At 63.4% G+C, this 24,627-nt stretch carries 27 protein-coding genes and 1 tRNA gene; 9 read left to right on the plus strand and 19 right to left on the minus strand.

The genetic code is table 11. The annotated features are described in order from the left end of the window. Position 1: 1 nt before the first annotated feature. Entirely contained in the window at positions 2 to 760 is a 759-nt protein-coding gene (locus ACGYK7_RS13300) for a helix-turn-helix domain-containing protein (RefSeq protein ID WP_394402814.1), read from the minus strand. A gap of 255 nt (positions 761 to 1,015) precedes the next feature. Here ACGYK7_RS13300 and ACGYK7_RS13305 point away from each other — a divergent pair, with 255 nt between their 5' ends. Further along, entirely contained in the window at positions 1,016 to 1,375 is a 360-nt protein-coding gene (locus ACGYK7_RS13305; RefSeq protein WP_394402816.1) for a hypothetical protein, read from the plus strand. A gap of 12 nt (positions 1,376 to 1,387) precedes the next feature. On the opposite strand, the gene ilvN is transcribed toward ACGYK7_RS13305, so the two are convergent. The 6 genes from ilvN to ACGYK7_RS13335 all read right to left on the minus strand — a co-directional run bounded on the left by ilvN (position 1,388) and on the right by ACGYK7_RS13335 (position 6,567). Next, on the minus strand, positions 1,388 to 1,948 hold the full coding sequence (ilvN, locus tag ACGYK7_RS13310; protein ID WP_067268661.1) for an acetolactate synthase small subunit: 561 nt from the start codon (positions 1,946 to 1,948) through the stop codon (positions 1,388 to 1,390). A gap of 71 nt (positions 1,949 to 2,019) precedes the next feature. Further along, positions 2,020 to 3,774 carry an acetolactate synthase 3 large subunit gene (locus ACGYK7_RS13315; protein ID WP_394402819.1) on the minus strand — a complete coding sequence of 585 codons (1,755 nt, stop codon included), beginning with the start codon at positions 3,772 to 3,774 and terminating at the stop codon, positions 2,020 to 2,022. 389 nt (positions 3,775 to 4,163) lie between these two features. After that, positions 4,164 to 4,982 carry an arginyltransferase gene (locus tag ACGYK7_RS13320; protein ID WP_394402820.1) on the minus strand — a complete coding sequence of 273 codons (819 nt, stop codon included), beginning with the start codon at positions 4,980 to 4,982 and terminating at the stop codon, positions 4,164 to 4,166. A gap of 72 nt (positions 4,983 to 5,054) precedes the next feature. Beyond that, a complete protein-coding gene (locus ACGYK7_RS13325) occupies positions 5,055 to 5,492 on the minus strand; it encodes an RDD family protein (protein ID WP_394402822.1) in 438 nt (145 codons plus the stop codon). Between the two features lie 60 nt (positions 5,493 to 5,552). Beyond that, the gene (locus ACGYK7_RS13330) at positions 5,553 to 5,960 is read right to left on the minus strand and encodes a DUF2852 domain-containing protein (RefSeq protein WP_394402824.1); all 408 of its coding nucleotides are present in this window, start codon (positions 5,958 to 5,960) and stop codon (positions 5,553 to 5,555) included. Between the two features lie 133 nt (positions 5,961 to 6,093). Further along, positions 6,094 to 6,567, minus strand: a complete 474-nt coding sequence (locus tag ACGYK7_RS13335; RefSeq protein WP_394402826.1) for a YbaK/EbsC family protein — start codon at positions 6,565 to 6,567, stop codon at positions 6,094 to 6,096. A gap of 95 nt (positions 6,568 to 6,662) precedes the next feature. Here ACGYK7_RS13335 and ACGYK7_RS13340 point away from each other — a divergent pair, with 95 nt between their 5' ends. The 4 genes from ACGYK7_RS13340 to ACGYK7_RS13355 all read left to right on the plus strand — a co-directional run bounded on the left by ACGYK7_RS13340 (position 6,663) and on the right by ACGYK7_RS13355 (position 11,564). Then, positions 6,663 to 9,464, plus strand: a complete 2,802-nt coding sequence (locus ACGYK7_RS13340; protein WP_394402827.1) for a glutamine-synthetase adenylyltransferase — start codon at positions 6,663 to 6,665, stop codon at positions 9,462 to 9,464. Continuing rightward, complete coding sequence (locus tag ACGYK7_RS13345) at positions 9,461 to 9,724, plus strand: hypothetical protein (RefSeq protein ID WP_394402829.1); 264 nt, start codon at positions 9,461 to 9,463, stop codon at positions 9,722 to 9,724. The genes ACGYK7_RS13340 and ACGYK7_RS13345 overlap by 4 nt, the downstream gene beginning before the upstream one ends. Positions 9,725 to 9,786: 62 nt before the next feature. Further along, a complete protein-coding gene (locus ACGYK7_RS13350) occupies positions 9,787 to 11,013 on the plus strand; it encodes an RSP_2647 family RNA methyltransferase (protein ID WP_394402831.1) in 1,227 nt (408 codons plus the stop codon). After that, a complete protein-coding gene (locus ACGYK7_RS13355) occupies positions 11,013 to 11,564 on the plus strand; it encodes an RSP_2648 family PIN domain-containing protein (protein WP_394402833.1) in 552 nt (183 codons plus the stop codon). Before ACGYK7_RS13350 ends, ACGYK7_RS13355 begins: the two co-directional genes overlap by 1 nt. 1 nt (position 11,565) lies before the next feature. Here the strand turns inward: ACGYK7_RS13355 and ACGYK7_RS13360 are convergent, their stop codons facing one another. The 6 genes from ACGYK7_RS13360 to ACGYK7_RS13385 form a co-directional block, all read right to left on the minus strand. After that, on the minus strand, positions 11,566 to 12,249 hold the full coding sequence (locus tag ACGYK7_RS13360; protein ID WP_394402835.1) for a M48 family metalloprotease: 684 nt from the start codon (positions 12,247 to 12,249) through the stop codon (positions 11,566 to 11,568). Positions 12,250 to 12,321: 72 nt separating this feature from the next. Then, positions 12,322 to 12,753, minus strand: a complete 432-nt coding sequence (locus tag ACGYK7_RS13365; protein ID WP_394402837.1) for an OsmC family protein — start codon at positions 12,751 to 12,753, stop codon at positions 12,322 to 12,324. A gap of 71 nt (positions 12,754 to 12,824) precedes the next feature. Further along, the gene (locus tag ACGYK7_RS13370) at positions 12,825 to 14,012 is read right to left on the minus strand and encodes a VWA domain-containing protein (protein WP_394402838.1); all 1,188 of its coding nucleotides are present in this window, start codon (positions 14,010 to 14,012) and stop codon (positions 12,825 to 12,827) included. Beyond that, positions 14,012 to 14,167: an apolipoprotein acyltransferase gene (locus tag ACGYK7_RS13375; protein ID WP_394402839.1), complete on the minus strand. Its 156-nt coding sequence runs from the start codon at positions 14,165 to 14,167 to the stop codon at positions 14,012 to 14,014. Before ACGYK7_RS13375 ends, ACGYK7_RS13370 begins: the two co-directional genes overlap by 1 nt. A 42-nt stretch (positions 14,168 to 14,209) precedes the next feature. Beyond that, positions 14,210 to 15,580, minus strand: a complete 1,371-nt coding sequence (locus ACGYK7_RS13380) for a DUF2927 domain-containing protein (protein ID WP_394402841.1) — start codon at positions 15,578 to 15,580, stop codon at positions 14,210 to 14,212. Between the two features lie 223 nt (positions 15,581 to 15,803). Continuing rightward, on the minus strand, positions 15,804 to 16,643 hold the full coding sequence (locus ACGYK7_RS13385) for a MoxR family ATPase (RefSeq protein ID WP_271693512.1): 840 nt from the start codon (positions 16,641 to 16,643) through the stop codon (positions 15,804 to 15,806). A gap of 169 nt (positions 16,644 to 16,812) precedes the next feature. Between ACGYK7_RS13385 and dksA the strand changes: the two genes are divergently transcribed. Next, complete coding sequence (gene dksA, locus ACGYK7_RS13390) at positions 16,813 to 17,235, plus strand: RNA polymerase-binding protein DksA (RefSeq protein ID WP_394402843.1); 423 nt, start codon at positions 16,813 to 16,815, stop codon at positions 17,233 to 17,235. Positions 17,236 to 17,294: 59 nt separating this feature from the next. Continuing rightward, positions 17,295 to 18,461, plus strand: coding sequence for an FAD-dependent monooxygenase (locus ACGYK7_RS13395; protein WP_394402845.1), 1,167 nt, complete (start codon positions 17,295 to 17,297; stop codon positions 18,459 to 18,461). A gap of 33 nt (positions 18,462 to 18,494) precedes the next feature. Here the strand turns inward: ACGYK7_RS13395 and ACGYK7_RS13400 are convergent, their stop codons facing one another. The 5 genes from ACGYK7_RS13400 to ACGYK7_RS13420 all read right to left on the minus strand — a co-directional run bounded on the left by ACGYK7_RS13400 (position 18,495) and on the right by ACGYK7_RS13420 (position 22,565). Beyond that, positions 18,495 to 19,544, minus strand: coding sequence for an ornithine cyclodeaminase (locus ACGYK7_RS13400; RefSeq protein ID WP_394402847.1), 1,050 nt, complete (start codon positions 19,542 to 19,544; stop codon positions 18,495 to 18,497). Next, positions 19,541 to 20,464, minus strand: coding sequence for a citrulline utilization hydrolase CtlX (gene ctlX / locus ACGYK7_RS13405; protein ID WP_394402849.1), 924 nt, complete (start codon positions 20,462 to 20,464; stop codon positions 19,541 to 19,543). Before ctlX ends, ACGYK7_RS13400 begins: the two co-directional genes overlap by 4 nt. A 2-nt stretch (positions 20,465 to 20,466) precedes the next feature. Then, positions 20,467 to 21,390 carry an arginase gene (gene rocF, locus ACGYK7_RS13410; RefSeq protein ID WP_394402850.1) on the minus strand — a complete coding sequence of 308 codons (924 nt, stop codon included), beginning with the start codon at positions 21,388 to 21,390 and terminating at the stop codon, positions 20,467 to 20,469. 132 nt (positions 21,391 to 21,522) lie between these two features. After that, complete coding sequence (locus ACGYK7_RS13415) at positions 21,523 to 21,990, minus strand: disulfide bond formation protein B (RefSeq protein ID WP_394402851.1); 468 nt, start codon at positions 21,988 to 21,990, stop codon at positions 21,523 to 21,525. Then, positions 21,987 to 22,565, minus strand: a complete 579-nt coding sequence (locus ACGYK7_RS13420) for a YqaA family protein (RefSeq protein ID WP_394402853.1) — start codon at positions 22,563 to 22,565, stop codon at positions 21,987 to 21,989. Before ACGYK7_RS13420 ends, ACGYK7_RS13415 begins: the two co-directional genes overlap by 4 nt. A 126-nt stretch (positions 22,566 to 22,691) precedes the next feature. Here ACGYK7_RS13420 and ACGYK7_RS13425 point away from each other — a divergent pair. Continuing rightward, positions 22,692 to 22,775, plus strand: a tRNA-Leu gene (locus ACGYK7_RS13425). A gap of 67 nt (positions 22,776 to 22,842) precedes the next feature. Here ACGYK7_RS13425 and ACGYK7_RS13430 read toward each other — a convergent pair. Beyond that, complete coding sequence (locus tag ACGYK7_RS13430) at positions 22,843 to 23,844, minus strand: glycoside hydrolase family 113 (RefSeq protein ID WP_394402855.1); 1,002 nt, start codon at positions 23,842 to 23,844, stop codon at positions 22,843 to 22,845. A gap of 214 nt (positions 23,845 to 24,058) precedes the next feature. On the opposite strand from ACGYK7_RS13430, the gene ACGYK7_RS13435 reads away from it, so the two are divergent. Further along, a complete protein-coding gene (locus tag ACGYK7_RS13435; protein ID WP_394402857.1) occupies positions 24,059 to 24,604 on the plus strand; it encodes a YaeQ family protein in 546 nt (181 codons plus the stop codon). Positions 24,605 to 24,627: the final 23 nt, after the last annotated feature.

Below are 24,627 nucleotides of genomic sequence, written 5' to 3' on the forward strand. Positions count from 1 at the left end.
CTCAGTTAAAGGGCGCATCGGGCTGAAGCAGGCGGCGGTGGTAGGGCATCAGCGCGTCGATGTCGATAAACCCCGCCTGCCGCGCCGCGGGCAGCACCGTTTTCGGATCGCGACCCATAAATTCATAGGTCAGCCGCGTCACCCGCGCGTTCGCCGCGCTTTCCGGCGCGGTGCGGGTGACATAGCCGACCCAAAAGTTGTTCTCGAATGAGGCGACGCGGTTGAGGTAGTTGAACGATCCCGTCAGCGTCCGGCGCCGGGATACGACGATGGAAACGCCGTTCTCTTGCTGCGTGACAAGACCCCGGTATTCCCGCGCGCCGGGGCTGGTGGGCAACCCCTGTTCGCGCAGCGATCGCGCGCTTTCATATCCGCGCAGGAAGGTGCTGCTATTGTGGCGGCTGACGTGGACGAGCCCGGTTACGAACCTGTCCTGATCCAGAAACGACCGGCGCGCAAAACGGTAAAAGCCGCTCGGGAAATCCGCCTCGGGCACGTTCTGAACCCCGGTGCCCAGAAAGTCGCGCAAGAAGCTGTTGTTGATCGGATCTTGGTTCAGGGAAATCTCGGACACAGGCTCCAGCAGCACCCGCGCGTCGATCTCGAAAAAGCGGCAGATCCGGGCCAGCACGTCTGGCCGGGGGAAGCTTTCGCCCGAAAGGTAGCGGTTGAATTGCGTGCGATTGATGCCAAGCTGCCGGGCAAGGTCCGAAACCGAGGGGTAATCCGCTGCCAACTGGCGCAGATTGGCGCCGAACATGCTACGAAGTTCAGAGGGAGAGCGGTTGGGAGCGGACATGCAGCCTCGTTCTGAATGGGTCGCGACCTTGGAATAAAAGCCGCTAGGGCCAGATGGTTAACAGACTGACGCGAAGGCGCGTCAAAGCTGACGCCGTATTGTAGCTGACCCTACTGGAACCGACACAAAATGCAAGCGGACGTTGCATTCTAACCTATGTTTCACCTCTTTCGATTGTCGTAGAATGGAGAACAAACATCGAAAGCGGGGTGTACTATGATTGGTGTAGTTCTGTGGAGCGATAATAGCGCCGGAAAAGCGGTTTTCTGGTGCGAAGATCAAGGCGATCTTGCCTATTACGAAGAGCCCGCGATCCGTGTCGGGCAGGGGGCGGGGTTTGACACGGGCGATATGGTGCAGTTCGACGTCTCAGTGCATCGCAAGCTGCGTATCGCGGACAACCCCCGTCTGGTGCAAGAGAAGGCGGCCTCGTATTTGCCTGACGCGCTGCGTCAGGATAACCCCGTGGCGGCAGAGCCGCAGCCAGAGGGAAAGCGGCAGCAAGGCGCTCAGATCATCCCCTTTACCGCCAAGCCCGGACCGCGCCCATTTCGCGCGGCCCAGCTGAAAGCCTAAACGCCCCGCCTGTCAGACACCACGGGCGAGGGCGGCCACGCCCGTGCGGGCGACATCGGCCAAGCCCAGCGGGCGCATCAACTCGGCGAAAGCGTCGATCTTGTCGGGCGCGCCGGTGATCTCGAAAACAAAGCTTTCGAGCGTGCTGTCGACCACATTGGCGCGGAAGATATCCGCCAGCCGCAGCGCTTCGACCCGATGCTCGCCCTTGCCGACGACTTTGAAAATCGCCAGTTCCCGCTCCACGCTTGGCCCTTCGACGGTGAGGTCATGCACCTCATGCACCGGCACGATGCGACCGACCTGCGCCTTGATCTGCTCGATCACCTGCGGGGTGCCGCTGGTGACAATGGTGATACGCGACAGATGCCCGGTATGGTCCACCTCGGCCACGGTCAGACTGTCGATGTTATAGCCCCGGCCCGAGAACAGGCCGATCACCCGCGCCAGCGCGCCGGGCTCGTTCTCGACCAGCACGGCCAGCGTGTGTTTTTCAACCACATCCGAGAAGTTGGGCCGTAGGTTATAGGCGGAATGCGAGGTCGCACCTTTTTTGATTTTTAGGGCAGCCATGTCTTCGTCCTTCTTCATCTTCGCCGGAAATTCCACAAATTTCCGGGACGTTTTCTTTTAAAGAAAACGGGTTACACCAACACCGAGCCTTTTGCGTCGATCACACCTTGGGTCTCATGATCACCCGGCAACAGCATTTCGTTATGCGCCTTGCCGCTTGGGATCATGGGGAAGCAGTTCTCATGCTTCTCCACCAGACAGTCAAAGATCACAGGCCCGTCGTGGTTGATCATCTCCATGATCGCATCATCAAGGTCATCGGGGTCCGAGCAGATGATCCCCTTGGCGCCAAAGGCTTCGGCCAGTTTGACGAAATCGGGCAGGGCTTCGGACCAGCTTTGCGAATAGCGCTCGCCATGCAGCAGTTCCTGCCACTGGCGCACCATGCCAAGGCGTTCGTTGTTGAGGATGAACTGCTTCACCGGCAGGCCGAATTGCATCGCCGTGCCCATTTCTTGCATGTTCATCAGCCACGAGGCTTCACCCGCCACGTTGATCACCAGTGCCTCGGGGTGGGCCATCTGCACGCCGATGGAGGCGGGGAAACCATAGCCCATGGTGCCGAGGCCGCCCGAGGTCATCCAGCGGTTCGGTTCCTCAAAGCCGAGGTATTGCGCAGCCCACATCTGGTGTTGGCCCACTTCGGTGGTGATATAGCGGTCGTGATCCTTGGTCAGCGCTTCGAGACGCGACAGCGCGTGCTGCGGTTTGATCACCTTGCCGGATTGGTTGAACTTGAGGCAGTCGATGCTGCGCCATTCTTCGATCCGCTGCCACCATTTCGCCACCGCCTCGCTATTGGTTTTGCGGCCACGCGATTTCCAGACCTTCAACAGGTCTTCGAGCACATGGGCCACGTCGCCGACGATGGGGATGTCGATGCGGATCACCTTGTTGATCGACGAGGGGTCGATGTCGATATGCGCCTTGGTGGACTTCGGGCTGAAACTGTCGATCACGCCGGTGATCCGGTCATCGAACCGCGCGCCGATGTTAATCATCAGATCACAGTCATGCATTGCCATATTGGCCTCGTAAAGCCCGTGCATCCCGAGCATCCCAAGCCATTTGTCACCCGACGCCGGGTAGGCGCCGAGGCCCATCAGCGTGGAGGTGATGGGAAAGCCGGTGGCATCAACCAATTCGCGCAGCAACTGGCTCGCCGCCGGGCCGGAGTTGATGACCCCGCCGCCGGTGTAGAAGATCGGCCGCTTCGCCGTCTCCATCGCCGCCACCAGTTCGGTGATTTCGGCCATGTCGCCCTTGACCTGCGGCTGATAGCGCGAGGTCGAGGGTTTGGGGGACTCGTAATGCCCGGTGGCGAATTGCACGTCCTTCGGGATGTCGATCAGCACCGGGCCGGGGCGGCCATGGGTGGCGACGTGGAAGGCCTCATGCAGGGTGGCGCCAAGGGTGTCCGTCTCTTTCACCAGCCAATTGTGCTTGGTGCAGGGGCGGGTGATGCCCACGGTGTCGGCCTCTTGAAAGGCGTCAGAGCCGATCATGAAGGTCGGCACCTGACCGGTCAGGACCACAAGCGGAATGGAATCGAGCAGCGCATCCGTAAGGCCCGTGACCGCATTCGTGGCACCGGGGCCGGAGGTGACCAGCACAACGCCCGGTTTCCCGGTGGAGCGCGCATAGCCTTCGGCGGCGTGCACCGCCCCTTGCTCATGGCGCACCAGAACATGTTTGATCGCATTCTGCTGAAAGACCTCGTCGTAAATCGGTAGCACCGCGCCACCGGGATATCCAAAGACGGTGTCCACACCCTGGTCAATCAGGGCTTGGACGATCATTTTCGCTCCGGTCATCTGGCGTTTCATCTTGGGTGCTCCGTAAGGCAGGTTATTGCGATTGGCATAAAAAAACCCCCGGTCTGACGGGGGCGCATGGGAAGGATTATGGTCTACCGTTACCGGCCCATGCGCGTGTGTCTTACAATAATGACTAGGTTGGTCATCTTCAGGGTCCTTTAAGCGTGGCGTGAGATTATGAGCGGGAAAGAGGGGCGTCAACAGCGAAAAGGCGAAAAACTTGTGCATCGGTCGGGATTAATTTCAGGTTTATTTCGCCGTGATCCTGTTTTGCGTTATTTTTGGAAAGATTTGCCTCTCTCGGCGTATTTTCCTGCATCTCAAACGCGGCATCGCGCAAAATAAAGCGAGCAGCCCAAGGGGCCGCCCGGTGATCGTGGTAAAATCAATAGGTCTGCTCAGCGCGGGCTGACATCCGGCAGGGTAATATTGGCGACCTGTTCGGCAATAGGATCGTTGCTGAGCGGATGCTGGTCGGGCACGAAACCTTCAGGATCGCGCAACGTTTGCCATTGGCCGCCCATATAGACCTCAAGGCCTGAGAATTTGGCCTTATAGCCCATCTTTTGGCTGCCGGGCACCCAATAGCCCAGATAGACATAAGGCAGCCCCGCCGCGCGGGCGATTTCGATATGGTCGAGGATGATATAATTGCCCAGCCCGTTGCGGGGCCGGTCGGGGGTGTAGAAGGAATAGACCATGCTCACCCCGTCGCCCAGCACATCGGTCAGACAGACACCGATAAGCGCATTGTCGGCCTCGGGGTCGGTATACTCGATCACCCGGCTGCGGATCGGCGTTTCCTCGATCATGGCAGCGAATTCGAACACATCCATATCCGCCATGCCCCCATCCGCGTGGCGGCTATCAAGGTAGCTTCGGAAGAGATCATATTGCTCTTCCGTGGCCCAAGGCGATGTCGCGCGGCGCTCAAGTCCCGCGTTGCGCTTCAGGATGCGGCGCTGGCTTTTGCTGGGGCGAAAGGCCGCCACGTCGATCCGCGCCGAAAGGCAAGCGGCGCAATCGGCGCAAGACGGGCGGTAGAGAACATTTTGCGAGCGGCGGAAGCCTTGGCTCGACAGGCTGTCATTCAGGCGCGCGGCATTATCGCCCTGAAGGGCGGTGAACAGCTTGCGCTCCATCCGGCCCTCCAGATAGGGGCAGGGTTGCGGCGCTGTGACATAGAATTGCGGTGTCAAAGGCAGTGTATGTCGCATGGGCTTCCAACATTTATCGAGGGATGCTATCAACCACCCCCCGCTCCGCCAAGGGCAAATTTGCCTGCGTCCCTAGCGGCTGAGGCGCCGGTTCACCGGCACGGTGCCAAGCGTCATGTCCGTAAGGCTTTGACGGCGGGCCGTGGTACAGATGAGAACGGCCGAGACGACCTGAATGATGGTGACCGTCATCGACAGCGAATAGCCAGTGGTATGCAAAAGCGCGGTTATGAAATCGAAGGGCCGGTCGCGGTGGTCGCGCAGCTCCATCGCCATCAGGCGCATCCCCCATGTGGCCGAGCCGCTGGTCAGCGTGGCCACCCGGTAGGCAAAGCCCACCACCAGCGTCAGAAAGGGGAAAAAGAACAGCCCCGTAAAGGCCGTGAACGGCAGGATCAGCACGCAAAAGAGCAGGACAAGGGTCACGTCGATGACCCAAGCCAGCAGCCGTTTGCCAGCGATGCCGTCATAGAATTGCGGGTGTAGATCGGGGTCGGGGGTCTGGTTCATATCTTGTCCTGCGAAAGGCCCCCCGGGCGCAATGCCCGGGGGGCGGGGGTCAGGGTCGGATCAGGCGTTCGTGGCCGTCTCGTCCTGCTTGGCGCGTTCGTCCATGAACTGGTCGAACTCGGCCTTGTCCTTGGCCTCGCGCAGACGCTCAAGGAAGGCTTCGAAATTGTGCTGCTCTTCCTCCAAACGGCGCAGCGTGTCGGCCTTATAGGCATCAAAGGCGCGGTTGCCGGTGCTGCGCGACATCATCGCGCGGCTGGATTTGCGGCTGCAGGATTTCGAAGAGAACATGCGTTTGCTCCAAGTCATATAGGCAAGAAGGGCGAGGCCGAGGGGCCAGAAGAAGATGAAGCCGAGCACCATGGCGGCGATCCATGCGCCTTTGCCGCGTGCGTCCATCCAAGCTTCCGTCCGGGCCAGCCAACTGGGCCGGGGGGAATAGGTCGGGTCGGTGGTCACTGTCGTCATTGTTGAGCCTTTCGGTCGTGACGGGCCTGTCGCCGGCCCGGGCGTTTCGGATAATGTGAATGTCTTTCACATTGAATAGATCGGAACGCCGATGCCGTTTCGCAAGGGGCTATGTGAATGTTTTTTACATTATTTAGGAAGCGACAGTGAAATCCGCGACTTGCGCACCCGAAAGCTGCGCCATTCTCTGCGATTCGAGGCAGAAAACGTGATGCGGCGTGCCCGCGGCGGCCCAGACCAGCGGGAACCGCAGGAGGTTTCGGTCAAACCATGCGCGCGGCGGCGTGATATGCCCTAGAGGCGCGACGCCGCCGATGGCAAAGCCCGTTTGCGCCCGGATCAGCGCGGCATCGGCCTTGCCCAAAGACTCCCCCGCCAGCGCCGCGGCCCGTTCGAGATCGACCTGCTGTGCGCCTGCGGTAATGAAAAGCAGCGCCGCCCCGCTGTCTTCGCCGCGCAGAACGATGGATTTCGCGATTTGGTCGACCGCGCAATCAAGCGCCGTGGCCGCATCCACCGCCGTCCGCGCCAAAGCCGTCTCGCGGATTTCCGGTGTCACCCCTGCGGCCTCCAGCGTGGCGCGCACGCGTTTCAAACTTTTGCTCATCTTCTTTCCTTTGCTAGACGGCAAAGTCGTAGCAAGCCCGCACCCTGCCGCAACCCCCATTGACGCCGCTTGGATCAGCCCGCAAAGCTGGCCTCATGACAGACCTATCTCTCGCTGCCCGGATCACCCGCTCCCCCCGTGTCTATCACCGCGAACGCGCGCAGGATGCGGCGGCGCTGCTGCCCGATCTCGCGCCGGAGTTGCGCGAAATGATCTCGGCTGCGGCCTCGACCGCGCCCTATCTGATGGCGCTTTTGGAGAAAGAGGCGGGCTGGCTGAGCGCGGCGGTGGCCAATCCCGAAACCGCTCTGGCCGATAATTGCGCGGCAGCGGCGGAACTGGCCCCCGACCGGCTTGCCGATGGGCTGCGGCAGGGCAAGCGGCGTATGGCGCTGCTGACCGCGCTGGCCGATCTGGGTGGGGCATGGTCGCTGGAAGAGGTGACCGGGGCGCTGACCGAATACGCCGATGCCGCCTGCGGCGCGGCCCTGCGCGCGGGGCTCGCGGCACAGATCAAACGCGGCAAGCTGCCGGGCATGACGATGGATGATCTTTCCGATTGCGCGGGCATGGTCGTCTTTGCCATGGGCAAGATGGGCGCGGGGGAGCTGAACTATTCCTCCGACATCGACCTCATCTGCCTTTTCGACGAAAGCCGTTTCGCGCCCGATGATTTCCACGCCGCCCGCAGCGCCTTCGTCAAAGCCACGCGTGCCATGTCTGCCACGCTGAGCGAGAACACCGCCCAAGGCTATGTCTTCCGCACGGACCTGCGCCTGCGCCCCGACCCGGCGGTCACCCCCGTCTGCATCGCGATGGAGGCAGCCGAGCGCTACTACGAAAGCCTTGGCCGTACGTGGGAGCGCGCGGCCTATATCAAGGCCCGTCCGGCAGTGGGTGACATCGCGGCAGGCGAGGCGTTTTTGCAAGCGTTGCGCCCTTTCGTCTGGCGCCGCCATCTGGATTTCGCCGCGATCCAAGACGCCCATGACATGCGGCTGGCAATCCGGGAGCACAAGGGCTTGGGTGGCCCGATCACCCTGCCGGGCCATGACATGAAACTGGGCCGGGGCGGCATCCGCGAGATCGAGTTTTTCACCCAGACCCGGCAGCTCATCGCCGGGGGCCGGGATGCGGACCTGCGGCCCCGGGGGACGCTGGCAGGTTTGCAGGTGCTGGCCGAGAAGGGTTGGGTGCCCGCGGAGGTGGCCGAGACGCTCGGCAACCACTACCGCGCGCATCGCACGGTCGAGCACCGGTTGCAGATGGTGCAAGACGCCCAGACCCACACGCTGCCCCGCAATGACGCTGATTTCGACCGGCTGGCGGCCATGATGGATATGGATGTCAAAGACTTACGCGCCGATCTTCATGAACGCCTGCAGGCCGTGCACGACCTGATCGAAAGCTTTTTCGCCGCCACGAGGGAAGAGCCCGAAGCCGCCCGCCCGGCGCATCAATTCGACACGTCGGTGCTGGACCGCTGGCCCAGCTATCCCGCACTGCGCTCGGAACGAGGGGCGGATATCTTCGGGCGGTTGAAGCCACTGCTGCTCGACCGTCTGGCGCAATCGGCGAAACCGGATGAGGGGCTTTGGGCCTTTGACGGATTTCTCGCCGGGTTGCCCGCCGGGGTGCAGCTCTTCTCGCTTTTGCGGGCCAATCCGCAACTGGGCGATCTCTTGGTGGATATCGTCGCCACATCGCCCGCGCTTGCCACGCATCTGTCGCGCAACTCCGGCGTCTTCGACGCGGTGATCGGCGGGGATTTCTTCTCGGACTGGCCGGGGCAGGCCAAGCTGACCGAGATGCTAAGGCAGCATCTGGCGAGGGAGGCGGACTATGAATTGCGCCTTGACGGCACGCGCCGTTGGGCGCGCGAATGGCATTTTCGGATCGGCGTGCATCTGCTGCGCGGGCTGATCGACGCGGCCACCGCCGGGCGCCAATATGCCGAGCTTGCCCAAGCCGTCTTGCAGGCGCTCTGGCCCGTGGTCGTCGATCAATTCGCCACCCGCCATGGCCCGCCACCGGGGCGCGGGGCGGTGATCCTTGGCATGGGCTCGCTCGGGGCCGGGCGGCTGACGCCGACCTCGGACCTCGACATGCTGGTCATCTATGACGCCGACGGGGTGGAGAGTTCCGGCGGCCCCAAACCCCTCGCCACACGCAGTTATTACGCACGGCTAACCCAAGCGATGATCACTGCGATGACCGCGCCGATGGCCCAAGGCAAGCTCTACGACATCGACATGCGCCTGCGGCCTTCGGGCAATCAGGGGCCGGTGGCAACCAGTCTTGCCAGTTTCGAGAGCTATCAGAAAGAACAGGCATGGGTGTGGGAGCATCTGGCCCTCACCCGCGCCCGGGTGATCGCGGGGGCAGAGGATCTGGGCCGCGATGTCGACGCGCTGTGCAAAGACATCCTCAGCCGTGCCGCCCCGCGTGACAAGGTGCTGGGAGAGGTGGCCGATATGCGCCGCCGCATTGCCGCCGCCCGCAGCCCCGCAGGCGCGCTCGACGCCAAGACCGGTGCGGGCCGTTTGCAGGATATCGAACTCTTCGCGCAGGCGGGTGCGCTCATCGGCGGCACCGGCGCGCGTGAGATCGACGCGGGCCTTGCCGCCGCCCGCGACGAAGGCGTGATCGACACCGAAGGAGAGGCAACCCTCTCCGCCGCCTATACCGACGCTTGGACCCTGAACTGCGCCGCGCGGCTGCTCTCGGCCAATCCGATCGAGGCGGGGGCGATGGGGCAGGCCGGGGCGAGTTTTCTCTGTCGCGTGCTGGAGTGTGATGACCTCACGGCCTTGGAGAGCAAGATGCAGACCGACTACGACCGCGCCGCACAGATCATCGACGCCGCGCTGCCAGTGCCGAAGGGGGAGGGGGCATGAGCGATCCCGATGACCCCAAGGGGCTGATCCGCGAATCCTACCGCATGGAGGGGATCGGCCCCGCCGAGTGCCGCAGCATTTTCCTGGATTGGGCTTTAAGCTTGCCCGAGGGGCAGGACAGCGCCGCCGCCATCGCCCGACTGCTGGAACGGCACCGCGCCGCCGTTGATCACCCGATGACCCAAGTGCTGCGCGACGGGCAGACGACGCTGACCACCCCGCGCCGTCGGGGCGGTTGGCGAGGCAGGGCGCGCAACTGACCGCCGATCGCGGCCTGCGAAACCTCTTTCCCCAGCCGCGCGAACGCAGTACGAGGGGCGCTATGACAACGCCCCAAACCCCCTCCGCCCCGCAGCCTGCCACACGTCCCGTGGTGCGCCTATTGCCCAAGGCCAACGCCCGCGCCATCCGCCACGGCTTTCCTTGGGTCTATGCCAATGAACTGGTCACTGACCGCCGCACACGCGGGCTTGCCCCCGGCACGCTGGCGCTGTTGGAGGATGCCGAGCGTAAGCCCATGGGGCTGGTCGCGGTCAATCCGAATTCCAAGATCATTGCCCGGATGATCGACCAAGACCCTGAGGCGCAGGTCGATCAAGCATGGTTCGAAGCCCACCTCAATCGTGCCCTTCAACTGCGCAGCCAGCTTTACGATCAACCCTACTACCGCCTGATCCATGCCGAGGCCGACGGGCTGCCCGGGGTCATCATCGACCGTTTCGGGGATACCTGCGTGATCCAACCCAATGCCGCCTGGGCCGACGCGCTGATCGAACCGCTCGTGGCCGCGCTGCAATCGGTGACGGGTGTGCACAACGTGCTGAAAAACGCCTCTGGCCGGACCCGCAAGCTCGAAGGGCTCGACGATGCCTCGGCCACGCTGGCGGGCGAGACGCCCGAGGGGCCGCTGCCGGTGCCGATGAATGGCGCGACCTATATGGCCGACCTCACCGGCGGGCAGAAAACCGGCCTGTTCTATGACCAACGCCCAAACCACGCCTTTGCCGCGAATCTTTCGCGGAATGGTGCGCGGGTGCTCGATGTCTTCTCCCACGTCGGCGGCTTCTCTCTCGCAGCACTTGCGGGCGGCGCATCCTCGGCGCTGGCGGTGGACGGCTCCGCCCCCGCGCTGGAACTGGCCGAGGCCGGGGCCAACGCGATGGGCATGCAAGACCGGTTTGCCACCCGCCAAGGCGATGCTTTCGACGTGCTCACCGCCCTGCGGGACGAGGGCGAGACTTTCGACGTGGTGATCTGCGACCCGCCCGCCTTTGCCCCCTCGCGCCAAGCGGTCGACGCCGGGCTGCGTGCCTATGAACGTGTCGCGCGGCTCTCGGCGCAGCTGGTGGCGGAAAACGGCATTCTGGGGCTCTGCTCCTGCTCCCATGCCGCTGATCTGAACCAATTCCGCACCGCCTCTGTGCGCGGTATCGGTCGGGCCGGACGCCGCGCCATGCTGCTGCACACCGGATTTGCCGGGGCGGACCACCCGCAATTGCCGCAGCTTGCGGAAAGCGGCTACCTCAAGTCGCTGTTTTTCCGCCTGTGATGGAAACGCGCCCCCGCGTGCTGATCGACGCTTGCGTGCTTTACCCGACGGTGATGCGCGAAATGGTGCTCGGCGTGGCCGCAGGGGGCGCGTTCGAGCCGATTTGGTCGGCGCGTATCTTGGAGGAATGGGCCCGCGCGGCGGTCAAGCTTGGGCCCACGGGAGAAGTGCAGGCACGGGCCGAGATTGCGCTGTTGCGCGGCAAATGGCCGGGGGCCGAGCGTGAGGCTTCCCCCGGTCTGCAAGCGCGGCTCTGGCTGCCGGATGAGAATGACATCCATGTGCTGGCCGTTGCCGTGGCCAGCAGCGCCGATATGATCCTGACGCTGAACGCCAAGGACTTCCCGCGCCAAATCCTCGCCGAAGAGGGGCTGAGCCGCGCCGATCCCGATAGCTACCTACATGGCATCTGGCAGGCGACGCCAGAGAGGGTCGCCCCCGTGGCCGAAGCCGTTCTGCAAGAGGCGCGGCGGCTTTCAGGGGAGCCGTGGGAGATGCGCGCGCTGCTAAAAAAGGCGCGGCTGCCCCGGTTGGCAAAAGCGCTCGGCTAGGTCAGCGGTCCCACCGCAACTGCATTTGCCGCAGCTTGTCGATCCGCTCTTCCGTCTTCGGATGGCTCAGCAGCCAGGCGGGCGGACGGTTGCCACCGGATTGGCTTAGCGCGTCGAGCTTTTCAAACAGAGAGATTTGCGGCCCAATGCCGATCCCGGCCTTGGTGAGCAGGGCGGCGGCATAGGCGTCGGCCTCATATTCATCGTTACGCGACAGCCGCGCGGCGAGCAGGCTGGTCAGCCCGCTGGCGATCCAGACGCCGATGCCGGGGATGAGCCGCCCCAGCACCATCGCGAGGGCAGTGCGCAGGGCGTTCTGGCCCGAGAAATCAATCATCCGGCGGCGAAAATGGCCAAGGGCGACATGGCCCAGCTCATGGGCGATAACGCTTGCCAATTCCTCGGCCGTTACAGCACCTTGGCGGAACTTGTTATAAAAGCCGCGGGTGATGAAAATCCGCCCATCGGGGGCTGCCAGACCGTTGACGGGTTCGATCTCATAAAGATGCACCTTGATGCGCGGCAGGTCGAGCGCGCGGGCCATGCGGCTGCTGACCTCGTTCAATTTCGGATCGACCAGCGGCGTCGATTTGGCATCCAACTCCCGCGCCGTGCGCCAAGCCGAGAAACGGTACATCGCCAGCGCATAGAGGATGGCGAGAAGAATGGGGATAACGCGGATCATGCGCCCAATATGGGGAGCAGGGGGACCGGGGGCAAGCGGCCATGGCCTGCGCCCCGGTGGTATGTATGGCGATCAGACGAGTTTCGCGTCCATCGTGATTTCAGCCGTCAGCAGCTTGGAAATCGGGCAGTTCTCCTTGGCGGTTTTCGCCGCCTTGTCAAAGTCCTTTTGGCTCGCGCCGGGGATGCTGGCCTCAACCGTCAGATGCACTTTGGGCACATGAAAGCCGCCGTCTTTCTGCTCAAGATGGACCTCTGCCTTGGTCTCGATACTGTCGGGCGTCAGGTCGCTTTGGCCAAGGATCATCGACAGGGCCATCGAAAAGCAGGAGGCATGGGCCGCGCCAATCAGCTCTTCGGGGTTGGTGCCTGCCTTGCCTTCGAAACGGGTGTTGAAGCCATAGGGCTGGTCGGAGAGCACGCCGCTTTCGGTCGAGACATGGCCGTTGCCCTCTTTAAGCGAGCCTTCCCATTTCGCGCTGCCGGATTTGATGATCGGGGACATTCTATTTCCTTCCACATTGCTCGCCTTCGCCCCCTGAAGTGGCGCGGCGCAGCAGGCTGTCAAGGAACGGGTCAGCGTGTCATGGTCTTGATGCCCCGGCTCAACCCTTCAAGGGTCATGGGCACCATGGCCTCGGGGCCGAAGATCTCTTGGATCATCGCGATGGATTGGGTGTAGCCCCATTGCCGTTCGGGAACGGGGTTGATCCACAGGTGGTTTGGCCATTGGTCGCGGGCGCGTGCCAGCCATGTGGCCCCGGCCTCGGCGTTCCAATGTTCATTCGCGCCGCCCGGATAGGCGATCTCATAGGGTGACATGCTGGCGTCGCCCACGAAGATGCATTTGTAGTCAGACCCATAGCTGCGCAGCACCTCATGGGTGGGGATCTGCGCATCCCAACGGCGGCGGTTGTCGCGCCACACGCCTTCGTAGAGGCAGTTGTGGAAGTAGAAATGTTCGAGATGTTTGAACTCGCCCTTCGCGGCGCTGAACAGTTCCTCGACCACCTTTACGTGCGGGTCCATCGAACCGCCGATGTCGAGAAACAGCAGCACTTTCACCGCATTGCGCCGCTCGGGGCGGGTCTTGACGTCGAGATAGCCATGTTCCGCCGTGGCGCGGATCGTGCCGTTGAGGTCAAACTCCTCTGCCGCGCCATCGCGCGCCCAACGGCGCAGGCGCTTCAGCGCCAGTTTGATGTTGCGGGTGCCGATCTCGACATTGTCGTCGAGGTTGCGAAACTCACGTTTGTCCCAGACTTTGACCGCGCGTTGGTGGCGGCTTTCCTTCTGGCCGATCCGCACGCCCTCGGGATTGTAGCCATAGGCGCCGAAGGGCGAGGTGCCCGCCGTGCCAACCCATTTAGAGCCGCCCTGATGCCGGCCCTTTTGCTCCTCCAGCCGCTTTTTCAGCGTCTCCATCAACTTGTCGAAACCGCCCATGGCTTCGATCTCGGCCTTTTCCTCGGGTGAGAGATGCTTTTCGGCCATCTTGCGCAGCCAGTCTTCGGGCAGGTCCACGGCATCGAGCACATCGTCGAGGCTGATCTTTTCCAACCCTTTGAAGGTGGCGGCGAAAGCGCGGTCGAACTTGTCGATGTTGCGCTCGTCTTTGACCATCGACACGCGGGCGAGGTAGTAGAACGCCTCCACGTCATAGGTCGCAAGCCCCGCTTTCATGCCTTCGAGAAAGGCCAGAAACTCTCGCAGGGACACTGGAACATTGTGGCGGCGCAGCTGGTCGAAGAAGGGCAGAAACATCAGACGCTCAATGCGCGGTCCAGCAGAACCGTGGCGATCATGCCGACGATGAGAAAGGCCATGCCATAGCCTGCGGCATATTGCGCGATGTCCTTGCGGTTGCCGCCGCGTTTGCGCGCGGTCAGCCCGCCGATAATCGCGCCGATCAATGCCAATCCGAGTGCTATCATAACCTATTGCCCGTTTGTTTTGCGGGCCTATCCATTGCGCGGGTTCAGGCTTGCGATCTCGCGCAGCTTGGCCCGCACGGCCCAGTCAGGGCCAAAGCCGTATCGCGCCCAGCCGATGCTGTCCAGCCTGACGCGGCGCGCCTCAATGACGCGGCCTTCGATCTCCAACGCTTCGGCTTTGAGCAGCATGAGCGTGGCCAGAAGGGCGGCGTTTTCGCTGGCTTTGGCCACGGGCAGATGCGGTTCGATCAGGGCCAGCGCGCCTGCGCTATCGCCGATGGTCACCGCATAGCCCGCCCGCTGGGTGGCGACATAGGCGCGGTGCAGCGTGGTGCCTGGGCTGTGGGCATAGAGCGCGTCCGAATTAAGATAATGGGCCTGCGCGGCGGCCGGGTCGGTCATCTGGGTAACGCGGCCCATGGCGTAATGCGAAAAGGCGTGGCGATTGTCCTGCCAGCCTTGGGTCTGGGCGATGCGCAGCGCGTCGCGGGCGGCGTTCAGGCGGGCATTGCGGCTCACATCGCGGCCAAGGGCGGTTTGGATCGCGCGGCTCCAGACCTGCGGCGTGGCGCGCGCGGGGCGGGGGGCGACGGTGCCGCCTGTGGGGTTCACCCGGGCCAGAATGCCCGGTAGACGGGCGGCCACCTCCTCGCGGTTCATGCCCGAGCGCAGCGCGGGGTCATAATAGATGCGCAGCACCAGCATGTCGAAACCGGTCAGCACCGTATGCACATTGTCGTCGTTAAACACCGAATCCGGCAGGCGGTAGAGATCGTTCAGCGGCCCAAGCGCTTGGGCCAGTTCCTCATGCAGGCAGTCGCGGCTTTCCTGCGGGCTCACGTCATTGGGTAGGAAGATCGCCAGCTTGCGCCGTTCGGTCAGGCGGGTCCAATCGGTGGCGGGCGAGCGCCGCGTGCGGCGATATTCTTCAAGCGTGCTGACGTTTGGCACCACGAAACAGGCTGCCTGCGGCAGCAGACGCCGGATCTGGCTGCGGTTCACCGCTTGAATGGTGATGCTTGCCTCTCCGCCCGTGACCTCACGCAGTTCGATCCCGGCCTCGCGGCGCAGACGGGCCAGCAGACGCGCAAGGTCCGGCCCCAGCGTGGCGGGTGGCTGGCCCAGAACGCGCAGGGTGATCGGCCCTTCGAAACGGGTCAGCATGGGCAGGGCGCGGCCACTTTCCATCCGGAAGGACAGGTCGAGGAAATCCTCCGCCAGCGCGGCATTCGACACATGCGGCTGAGCGGGGCGGGCTTGGGTGAACTGTTTCATCGGAGGCAGGGTGCTGTCGGCGATGACCGCGCGGGTCGCCACCTCGGAATGCGAGGCGGGCACGCAGGCGTTCAGCAGCAGCATCAGCGGCAGGATCAGCCGCGCCTTCCCGCTGCGCCTCATGCGCCGGGGCTTCATGCGCCCGGGCCTTTCTGCTTCCCCGCCTGGGCGGGTCTATCCCAATATGCGCGTGGCGCGGTTGCTGACTGTCCTTGCATCTGCCTGCCCCATCGGTCGTTTGAATCCGGGTCTTTGCGCCCGTGATTGACCTCAGCCTAGGCAGGCAAAAAATCAAAAGCGAGGGAAATACCCGCTTTTGACGTAAAGTCGCAGTTGTGTTGCAGCCCTACCGCTGGCGCCGCGCCATGAAGGCCAGCCGCTCGAACAGATGCACGTCCTGTTCGTTCTTCAGCAGCGCGCCGTGCAGCTTCGGCAGGGCGTTGGGGCCATCCTTGGCCAAATCCTCGGCGTCCATATCCTCGGCCAGCAGCAGTTTCAGCCAATCCAGCACCTCGGAGGTCGAGGGTTTCTTCTTCAGCCCCTGCTGCTCGCGGATCTCGTAGAATTGCGTCAGCGCAGTGGTCAGCAGCTGTTGCTTGATGCCCGGATGGTGAACTTCGACGATCTGTTTCAGCGTCTCCATGTCGGGGAATTGGATGTAATGAAAGAAGCAGCGGCGCAGGAAGGCGTCGGGCAGTTCCTTTTCATTGTTCGAGGTGATGATGACGATGGGGCGCTGACGCGCGCGGATCGTCTCACCCGTCTCATAGACGAAGAATTCCATCTTATCGAGTTCCTGCAATAGGTCGTTGGGGAACTCGATATCGGCCTTGTCGATCTCGTCGATCAGCAGAACGACCTTCTCATCGGCCTCGAAAGCCTGCCAGAGCTTGCCCTTGCGGATGTAGTTCTTCACGTCATGCACCCGCTCGTCGCCCAACTGGCTGTCGCGCAGGCGGTTCACGGCGTCATATTCGTAAAGCCCTTGTTGCGCGCGGGTGGTCGATTTGATGTTCCATTCGATCATGCGCAGGCCCAAAGCGTCGCTCACCTGCCGCGCAAGCTCGGTCTTGCCGGTGCCCGGCTCGCCCTTCACCAGCAAAGGCCGCTCCAGCGTCACCGCCGCATTGACGGCAATTTTCAAGTCCTCGGTGGCGACGTAGTCTTTGGTGCCTTGGAATTTCATCTTGTTTTCAACCTCGTGTGACGGGCGCTTGATCCACGGCCTTTAACCAAAAATCAAAGGGATTGTGTAGTGACAATTGTTACCCGCTCAGATAGACGCTGCGGCAGGGGACGATGTCGGGAGACAGGCCTTTTTAATGTCTGAGTTGAAAAACGCCGGGGAAAAACAAATGAAGCAGGAAATCTTCCTGCCGGACGACTATCGTCCGGCCGAGGACGAGCCATTCATGAATGACCGTCAGCTTGAGTACTTTCGGCGCAAGCTGATCAACTGGAAAGCGGAACTGTTGGCAGGCAGCCGCGACACCATCGAAACACTGCAAGACGGCACCCGGAACATCCCGGACGTGACCGACCGCGCCTCGGAAGAGACCGACCGCGCGTTGGAACTGCGCACCCGGGACCGGGCGCGTAAATTGGTCGGCAAGATCGACGCGGCGCTGCGGCGGATCGACGAGGGAGAGTTCGGTTACTGCATGGTCTCGGGCGATCCGATCTCGCTCAAGCGGCTGGACGCGCGGCCCATCGCCACCATGACCCTTGAGGCGCAAGAGCGCCACGAGCGCCGCGAGAAAGTCCACCGCGACGACTGACATCACCTGAAACACCACACGCCGAAGCAAATGCTTCGGCGTTTGTGGTTGGGGCGCGAATGAAACCTTCCAATGCGATTGTCGTGGGCGGCGGGATCGGCGGGCTGGCGCTGGCCACGGCCTTGGCGCGGCGTGGCGTGGCCGTGACCCTGCTGGAACAGGCCGCCCGCTTTTCCGAAATCGGTGCCGGGTTGCAGATCAGCCCCAATGGCCTGGCCGTCCTGCGTGGGCTGGGGCTTGAGCGTGGGCTGGCGGCGCGCGGTGCCGTGCGTGGGCAGGCGGTCCGGCTTTGCGACCATGCCAAGGGCGGCCAAGTGGCGCGGCTGGATCTGACCCGTCTGCCGGAGGACCAGCGTTATGACTTCCTCCACCGTGCCGATCTGATCGACCTTCTGCGCGAGGCGGCGCAGCGCGCCAATGTCAGTTTCGAGACCGATGCGCAGGTCGCCTCCATCCACCCCGGCGCTCTGCCGCAGGTGCAGATGGCGCGCGGCGGGCGGCGACGGGCGGAACTGGTGGTGGCCGCCGATGGCATCCACTCGGTCGGGCGGGTGCAGTTGAACGGAGCGGATCAGGCCCGTTTCTCGGGGCAGGTCGCGTGGCGGGCGCTGATCCCCAATGTGGTCGATCATCCGCCCGAGGCACGGGTCACCATGGGGCCGGGGAAACATCTGGTCAGCTATCCGCTACGCGCGGGGCGTATGGTTAACCTCGTGGCCGTTGAAGAGCGTGACGATTGGGCCGCCGAAGGCTGGCACCATCGCGACGATCCCGTCAATCTGCGCCGCGCCTTTGCCGGTTTCGGGGGCGAGGCTGCGCAGATGCTCGATGCGGTGCTGGAGGTGTCCCTTTGGGGGCTGCACCACCACCCCGTCGCCGCCAATTGGCAGGCCGATGGCGTGGCGCTTTTGGGCGACGCGGCCCATCCGACGCTGCCCTTTTTGGCGCAGGGCGCGAATATGGCGCTGGAGGACGCATGGGTTTTGGCTGACTGCCTGACCCGGCTGCCGCGCGATGCGGCCCTTGCGGCCTATCAGGCCGCGCGTATCGACCGCGCGCGGCGCATCGTGAAAACCTCCGAAGGCAATGCCACCCGGTATCACCTGCGTTCCGGCCCGATCCGCCTTGCGGCCCATACCGGGCTGCGCATCGCCTCAACGCTGGCCCCCGGGGCGATGCTGCGGGCCTTCGATTGGCTCTACGCCCATGATGTGACGAAAGGGTAGAGGCCGCCGGGGAAGAACGGCGACCTCAAAGGCTCAGCCCGCGCGTTGCAGCATCCCGAAAAGGTCGCGCGGATCGTCCGGGTCGGCGAGAAGGTCGAGCGGCTGGAACAGCCCGGTCTCGGCGATCTGGTCGCGCACGTAGCGCAGGGCCGAGAAATCCTCGATCGCAAAACCCACGGAATCGAATAGCGTGATCTGCTGCTGGTCGCGGCGCCCCTCGGCCTGACCGGTCAGCACCTGCCAGATCTCGGTCACCGGGTGGTCGGGCTCAAGCTGCTGAATCTCGCCCTCGATGCGGGTCTGCTCGGGGAATTCCACGAAGATGCCCGAGCGGTGCAGGATTGCGGGGGCCAGTTCCGTCTTGCCCGGGCAGTCGCCGCCAATCGCGTTGATATGCACGCCGGAGCCGACCATGTTGTCGGTCAGGATCGTGGCATATTGCTTGTCCGCGGTGCAGGTCGTGATGATCTGCGCGCCCATGATCGCGTCTTCGGCGGTGTCACATTCCACGACCTTCAGCCCCGAGCCCGCCAGATTGCGCGCGCATTTCGCGGTCGCCGCGCGGTCGATGTCGTAGAGCCGCACCTCGTCCACACCGCAGATCGCCTTCATGGCGAGGCTCTGGAACTCGGACTGCGCGCCGTTGCCGATCATCGCCATGACCCGGCTGCCCTTGGGCGCCAGCAGGCGCGCCACCACCGCCGAGGTCGCCGCCGTGCGCAGCGCCGTGAGGATCGTCATCTCGGTCAGCAGCACCGGGTAGCCGTTGGCGACATTCGCCAAAAGGCCAAAGGCGGTGACAGTCTGAAAGCCGGTCTTGGTGTTGTCGGGGTGGCCGTTGACGTATTTGAAGCCGTAGACATCGCCGTCCGAGGTCGGCATCAGCTCGATCACGCCTTTCTCGGAGTGGCTCGCCACGCGCGGGGTCTTGTCGAAAAGCTCCCAGCGTCTGAAATCGGCTTCGATATACTCGGCCAGCCCGCGCAGCATCTCTTCGACGCCGACATGATGGATCAGCTTCATCATCTGGTCGACGGAAACGAAAGGCACCAGCGCCTTGTCGGAGGGTTTGAGGTTGGTCATGTCAGGTCTCTTTCATTGCGGCGGGCGAGGTGCAGACCGGCGATCATGCACCGGACGGACCCGCCTGCGGTCTCGATTGTGGGGATGGACAGGGGCAGGATGCGGACCTGCGCCTCGATCCGTTTGATCTGCTCAGGCGTCAGCGCGGCCATGGCGCGGGCAGAGATCGCCAGCACCGGGCCTTGCCTGCCTGAAAGCTCGATGGCGTTGCCCGCGAACTCGTTGATCTGATGTGCGCTCAGCGCGATCACGTCGCGGCCGGTCTCTTCCAGCCGCTCCTGCACCATGGCACGGCGTGCGGGGTCGGAAATCATCTCAAGCCCCACCAGCGCAATGCCCGTGCCCACGGCCATCAGCACATTGGTGTGATAGACCGGACGGCCCTCGGCGTCTGCGGCGTCAAAGACGATCGGCTCGAAGTTGAAATGCGTGCAGAAACGCTCGAGCAAGACCGGATCGGCCCGGTGTGAGCGGGCCACGTAGGCCACCCGCCCGATATGATCGAGCACCATGGCCCCGGTGCCTTCAAGCGCCAGCCCGTCCTGCTCCAGCCCGGAATAGTCGATCACGTCCTGCACCCGGTAGCGGGTCTTCAGCAGGTCGATCACGTCCCACCGCCGTTCGCGGCGGCGGTTGGCGGCATACATCGGATAGACCGCGACATAGCTGCCCGCATGGGACGAGAACCAGTTGTTGGGAAAGACGCTGTCGGGCGTCTCGGCGCCGGTGTCGTCGAAGTCATGCACAGTCACGCCATGGTCGCGCAGGGCGGCCACGACGCCGTCGAACTCCGCCCGCGCGGCCCCGGCGACATCCCCGATGCTGGCGCGCTGGAACGCGTTGTCGGCCTGGGTTTCGGGGTTCGAGCGGAAGTGATGTGGCCGGATCATCACCACCGACTGGGGGGCTTGCAGTTGCATGGTCAATAGGCCCGCGTCGGACGGTCGAAGACACGGCGGCCAAAGGCCGAAGCGGTGAGATCGACCATCAGCTGCGCGGTGCGCCCGCGTTCGTCGAGGAAGGGGTTCAGCTCCACAAGGTCGAGCGAGGTCATCAGCCCGCTGTCCGAGAGGATCTCCATCACCAGATGGCCCTCGCGCACAGTGGCGCCGCCCGGCACGGTGGTGCCCACGGCGGGTGCCACGGAAGGATCGAGGAAATCAACGTCGAGCGAGACATGCAGCATACCGCCCGCGGCCTCGACCTTGTCGAGGAAACGTTGCAACGGCTTGGCGATGCCGCTCTCGTCGATCTCGCGCATGTCGACATAGGTGACGGTGGTCTCCTGCAGCGCCGCGCGTTCGGCGGCATCGACGGAGCGCAGCCCGATCATGGCGATGTTGTCATGGGGCAGGGGCGTATCGATCTTCGGGAACCCGTCGAAGCCCTCGCGCCCGGTGACATAGCCCAGGGGCGTGCCGTGCAGGTTGCCGCTGTCGCTGGTCTGGGGCGTGTGGAAATCGGTATGCGCGTCGAGCCAGAGCACGAAGAGCGGGCGGCCTGCCTTTTCAGCGTGGCGCATCGCGCCCAGCACGGTGCCGAGCGCCAGCGCGTGGTCGCCGCCCATGAAGATCGGCAGGCCTTCGTCCATCGCCGCATCTGCGGCGGCGGCGAGGCTCTCGGTCCAGGCGATGGTCTCTTCCAGCGCGTGCAGCTTTTCATGCTCTTTGGCGTGAAAGGGGGCAGGGGCCACGTTGCCGCGGTCGGTCACGCTATGGCCAAGGTCACGCAGCGCGCGCTCCAGCCCCGCGGTGCGGTAGGCGTCCGGCCCCATCAGGCAGCCGCGACGGCGCTTGCCGCTGTCCAGCGGAACGCCCAGCAAAATACAGTTTTGTTGGTTCGACATGGGGGACTCCTGAGATATTTGATCTCAGATAATCCGCGCATCTGTCGAACGACAAGCCGTCAAACTGTCCGTTTCGGGGGTGTTTTTGACAAACTGTAAGGCCTACTGTCCAGTTTGTCAGGTTCTCGTCTCTCAGGCCGCTTTTCGCGCGGCGGCGACCCAAAGGCCGACCAAGATGAAAGAGACAATCGCGTTCCACCCGGCCATCGACAGGCCCAGAAACTGCCAGACGATTTCATCGCACATGACCAAGCCGCTCGGGCCTTCGGTTGATAAGAGCGACCCGCCATCGAGGCTGCCCAAATCCATGCCGCCGCCGGTGCAGGAGCTTGGACCCGGCCACCAGCCCCATTCCACACCGGCATGAAAGACGCCGATCAGCGCGGTCACCGCCGCCGCAAAAGCGCCGAGCCACGCCAGAACGCGCGGCCCGCCAAACAGCACGATTGCCCCGATCAGCACGGCCGCCGCATGGGGCCAACGCTGCCACAGGCACATCTGGCAGGGCGCGTAGCCGCCCAGATGCTGAAACCCGAAAGCCCCCAGCAACAGTGCGGCCGAACCGAGTGTTGCCAGCAATGTCAATGTCTTACCCGTCATAGAACCTTCACCACCATGAAGCCGCCGATCAATAGGGCGACGGCCAATGTGAACATCAATCCCAAGCGCCTTTCAATGAAGTCTCGGATCGGTGCGCCAAAGCGCCACAGCAGCCCCGCCACGACAAAGAACCGCAGCCCACGGGCAAGGATCGAGGTCATGATGAAGGTGCCAAGTGGCATCCCGGTCCAGCCCGACATGATCGTGATAACCTTGTAAGGGAAGGGGGTGACCCCGGCGACCAGCACCGCCCAAAAGCCCAGGTCGTTGAACCGGGTCGAGAATTCCGCCATCGCATCAGTCTTGCCCAGACTTGCAAGGATCGGCTGGCCAAGGCTCTCAAAGGCCAGCGCGCCGATGGCATAGCCCAAAAGCCCGCCCAAGACCGAAGCCACCAGCGCCACCCCGGCGATCAGCCAAGCGCGATTTGGCCGCGCGATGATCATCGGGATCATCAGGATGTCAGGGGGGATCGGAAAGAAGGAGCTTTCGACAAAAGCGACGACGGCAAGCGCCCAGAGGGCATGGCGATGTTGGGCCAGGCCCAGGGTCCAGTCATAAAGGCGGCGGATCATTCTCGGGGGCTCCGGCTGTTTTGAATGCCTCACCATGTCGCGCGGCCAAGGTCAAGCAACTGGGCGCGCAGCGGGGGTGAAAATCCACTTGCTCCTGCCGCTTTTGCAGGCTACATCGCCCTACGTGCCCAAGTGGCGGAATGGTAGACGCAGGGGATTCAAAATCCCCCGCCGCGAGGCGTGCCGGTTCGAGTCCGGCCTTGGGTACCACCTTCTTCGTAAGGTTTTCCGCATATTTACATGAATGACACCGGTGCTCTGCGCCTTTCGAGCCCGTTCATTCCTCGCGCCAAAATCCTGCGATCACCTCCTGCGCCGCCTTGTTCTGCACCGTAAAGTCGGTGTCTCCCACGCCGCCGCCTTCGGGGTCGGTGAACCAGCGCCAGATCCAGACATCTTGAATCCCGCGGGCCTCAAGGGCGCGGAGCCAGCGTTCCAGCACCGCGGCCTGAAGCGCCATATCGGCGGGGGCGGCGCGTTCCTCGGCGCTTTCCCATGGCCGGGCGGTCGCGCCTTTGGCGGAGCGGAGACCGATTTCAGCAATCCAGATGGGTTTTGCGTGTTTTTGCGCCACGGCAGCGACCCGGTCCAATTCCGCGGCGATGGCGCGGTCCCAATCGGCAGGCGCATCGTCGGCCCCCAGAACCGGGTAGAGCGAGACCGCCACGGCATCCAGTTCGGGCCAGAAGGTGATCTTCTCGGCCTCGTCGGCACCATGGGCGACATAGGTGAGCTTTCCGCTGAAAAGCGCGCGTATCTCGGCGATGGTCTCGCCCCACTGCGCCGCCCCCGAGACGCCGCGCAATTCGGTGCCAAGGACAAGCACTTCGGCGCCGTTGCGCTCGGCCGTGACGGCGATGGCGTGCAGAACCTCGGCGTAGGCGGCGTGCCATGCCGCGGCGCTGTCCGGCTCGGGCGCAATCGCGCCGGCCCAGCTTTCGGGCACCCAGACATGCGGTTTGACGATGGCGGCCAGACCGGCGGCGTGCAACTGCGCGATCCCGGCGGCGATCCTGTCATGGGGCAGCGCATCCCCCATGACGATGGCACCGGAACTGGGCGAGCGCTGCCATAGGAAGGGGATCACCGTCGCCGCCGTCGCGCCCGTGTCACGCAGCCGCGCGATGCTTTGGGCGGCGGCGGGGCTGCCGAAGGGGGCGTTTGGCGTCTCGATCAGGTTGAACCCGCGTAGTAGGCCACCCGCCTGTCGCGAAAACGCCGCCGTCGCGGTCAAAGCGGTAGAGCCAAGTGCCCAGAGAAGCGTGCGACGGTCGATCATGGGGCTAGGGTAGGATGACTTCCCCTGCCGCACAACGGCACGCTGGCGAAAGATGCGCGGTCTTTTGGGCGCAGCTGCGGGCCAAATAGCGCCAATTTCGCGCAAAATTGGCAGGCTTTCATCTGCCGGCCCCGCGCAACACCCAATGACAATTCCCTTTTCCCGGTCCGACCAAACGCGTAGGCAGCGCCTACCTTGGAAAACGAGACATATCATGGCGCAGAATGCCACCATCTACAAAATCGAGCTTTCGGTCTCGGACATGGATCGTCACTATTACGAGACCCATAAGCTGACCATCGCCAAACACCCATCGGAAACCGATGAGCGCCTGATGGTGCGTCTGGTGGCCTTTGCCCTCAACGCCCATGAGCATCTGGAGATGACCAAGGGCCTCTCGACGGACGATGAGCCGGACATCTGGCAAAAAAGCCTGAGCGGCGAGTTGGACGTTTGGATCACGCTTGGCTTGCCGAGTGAGAAGGTGCTGCGCCAGTCCTGCAACAAGGCCGCCAAGGTCGTGGTCTACCCCTATGGCGGCAAAACGGCAGAGGTCTGGTGGGATAAGGTCAAGAACGGCACCACCCGTTTTGACAATCTGGAGGTGGTGAACTTTGCCGAGGGTAACACCAAGGCGCTGGCGGAACTGGCCAGCCGGGCGATGAAGCTTCAGGTGATGGTTCAGGACGGCGAGGTGACGGTGAACCTTGATGAGGCGATGGTGACGCTCACGCTCGACCTTTGGAAGACCTCCCGGTAGGCGGCGCGGTAAAACACTGTCAG

Origin of the sequence: Sulfitobacter sp. 1A15299, from assembly GCF_043556915.1 — a bacterium.
Taxonomy (GTDB): Bacteria; Pseudomonadota; Alphaproteobacteria; order Rhodobacterales; family Rhodobacteraceae; genus Sulfitobacter.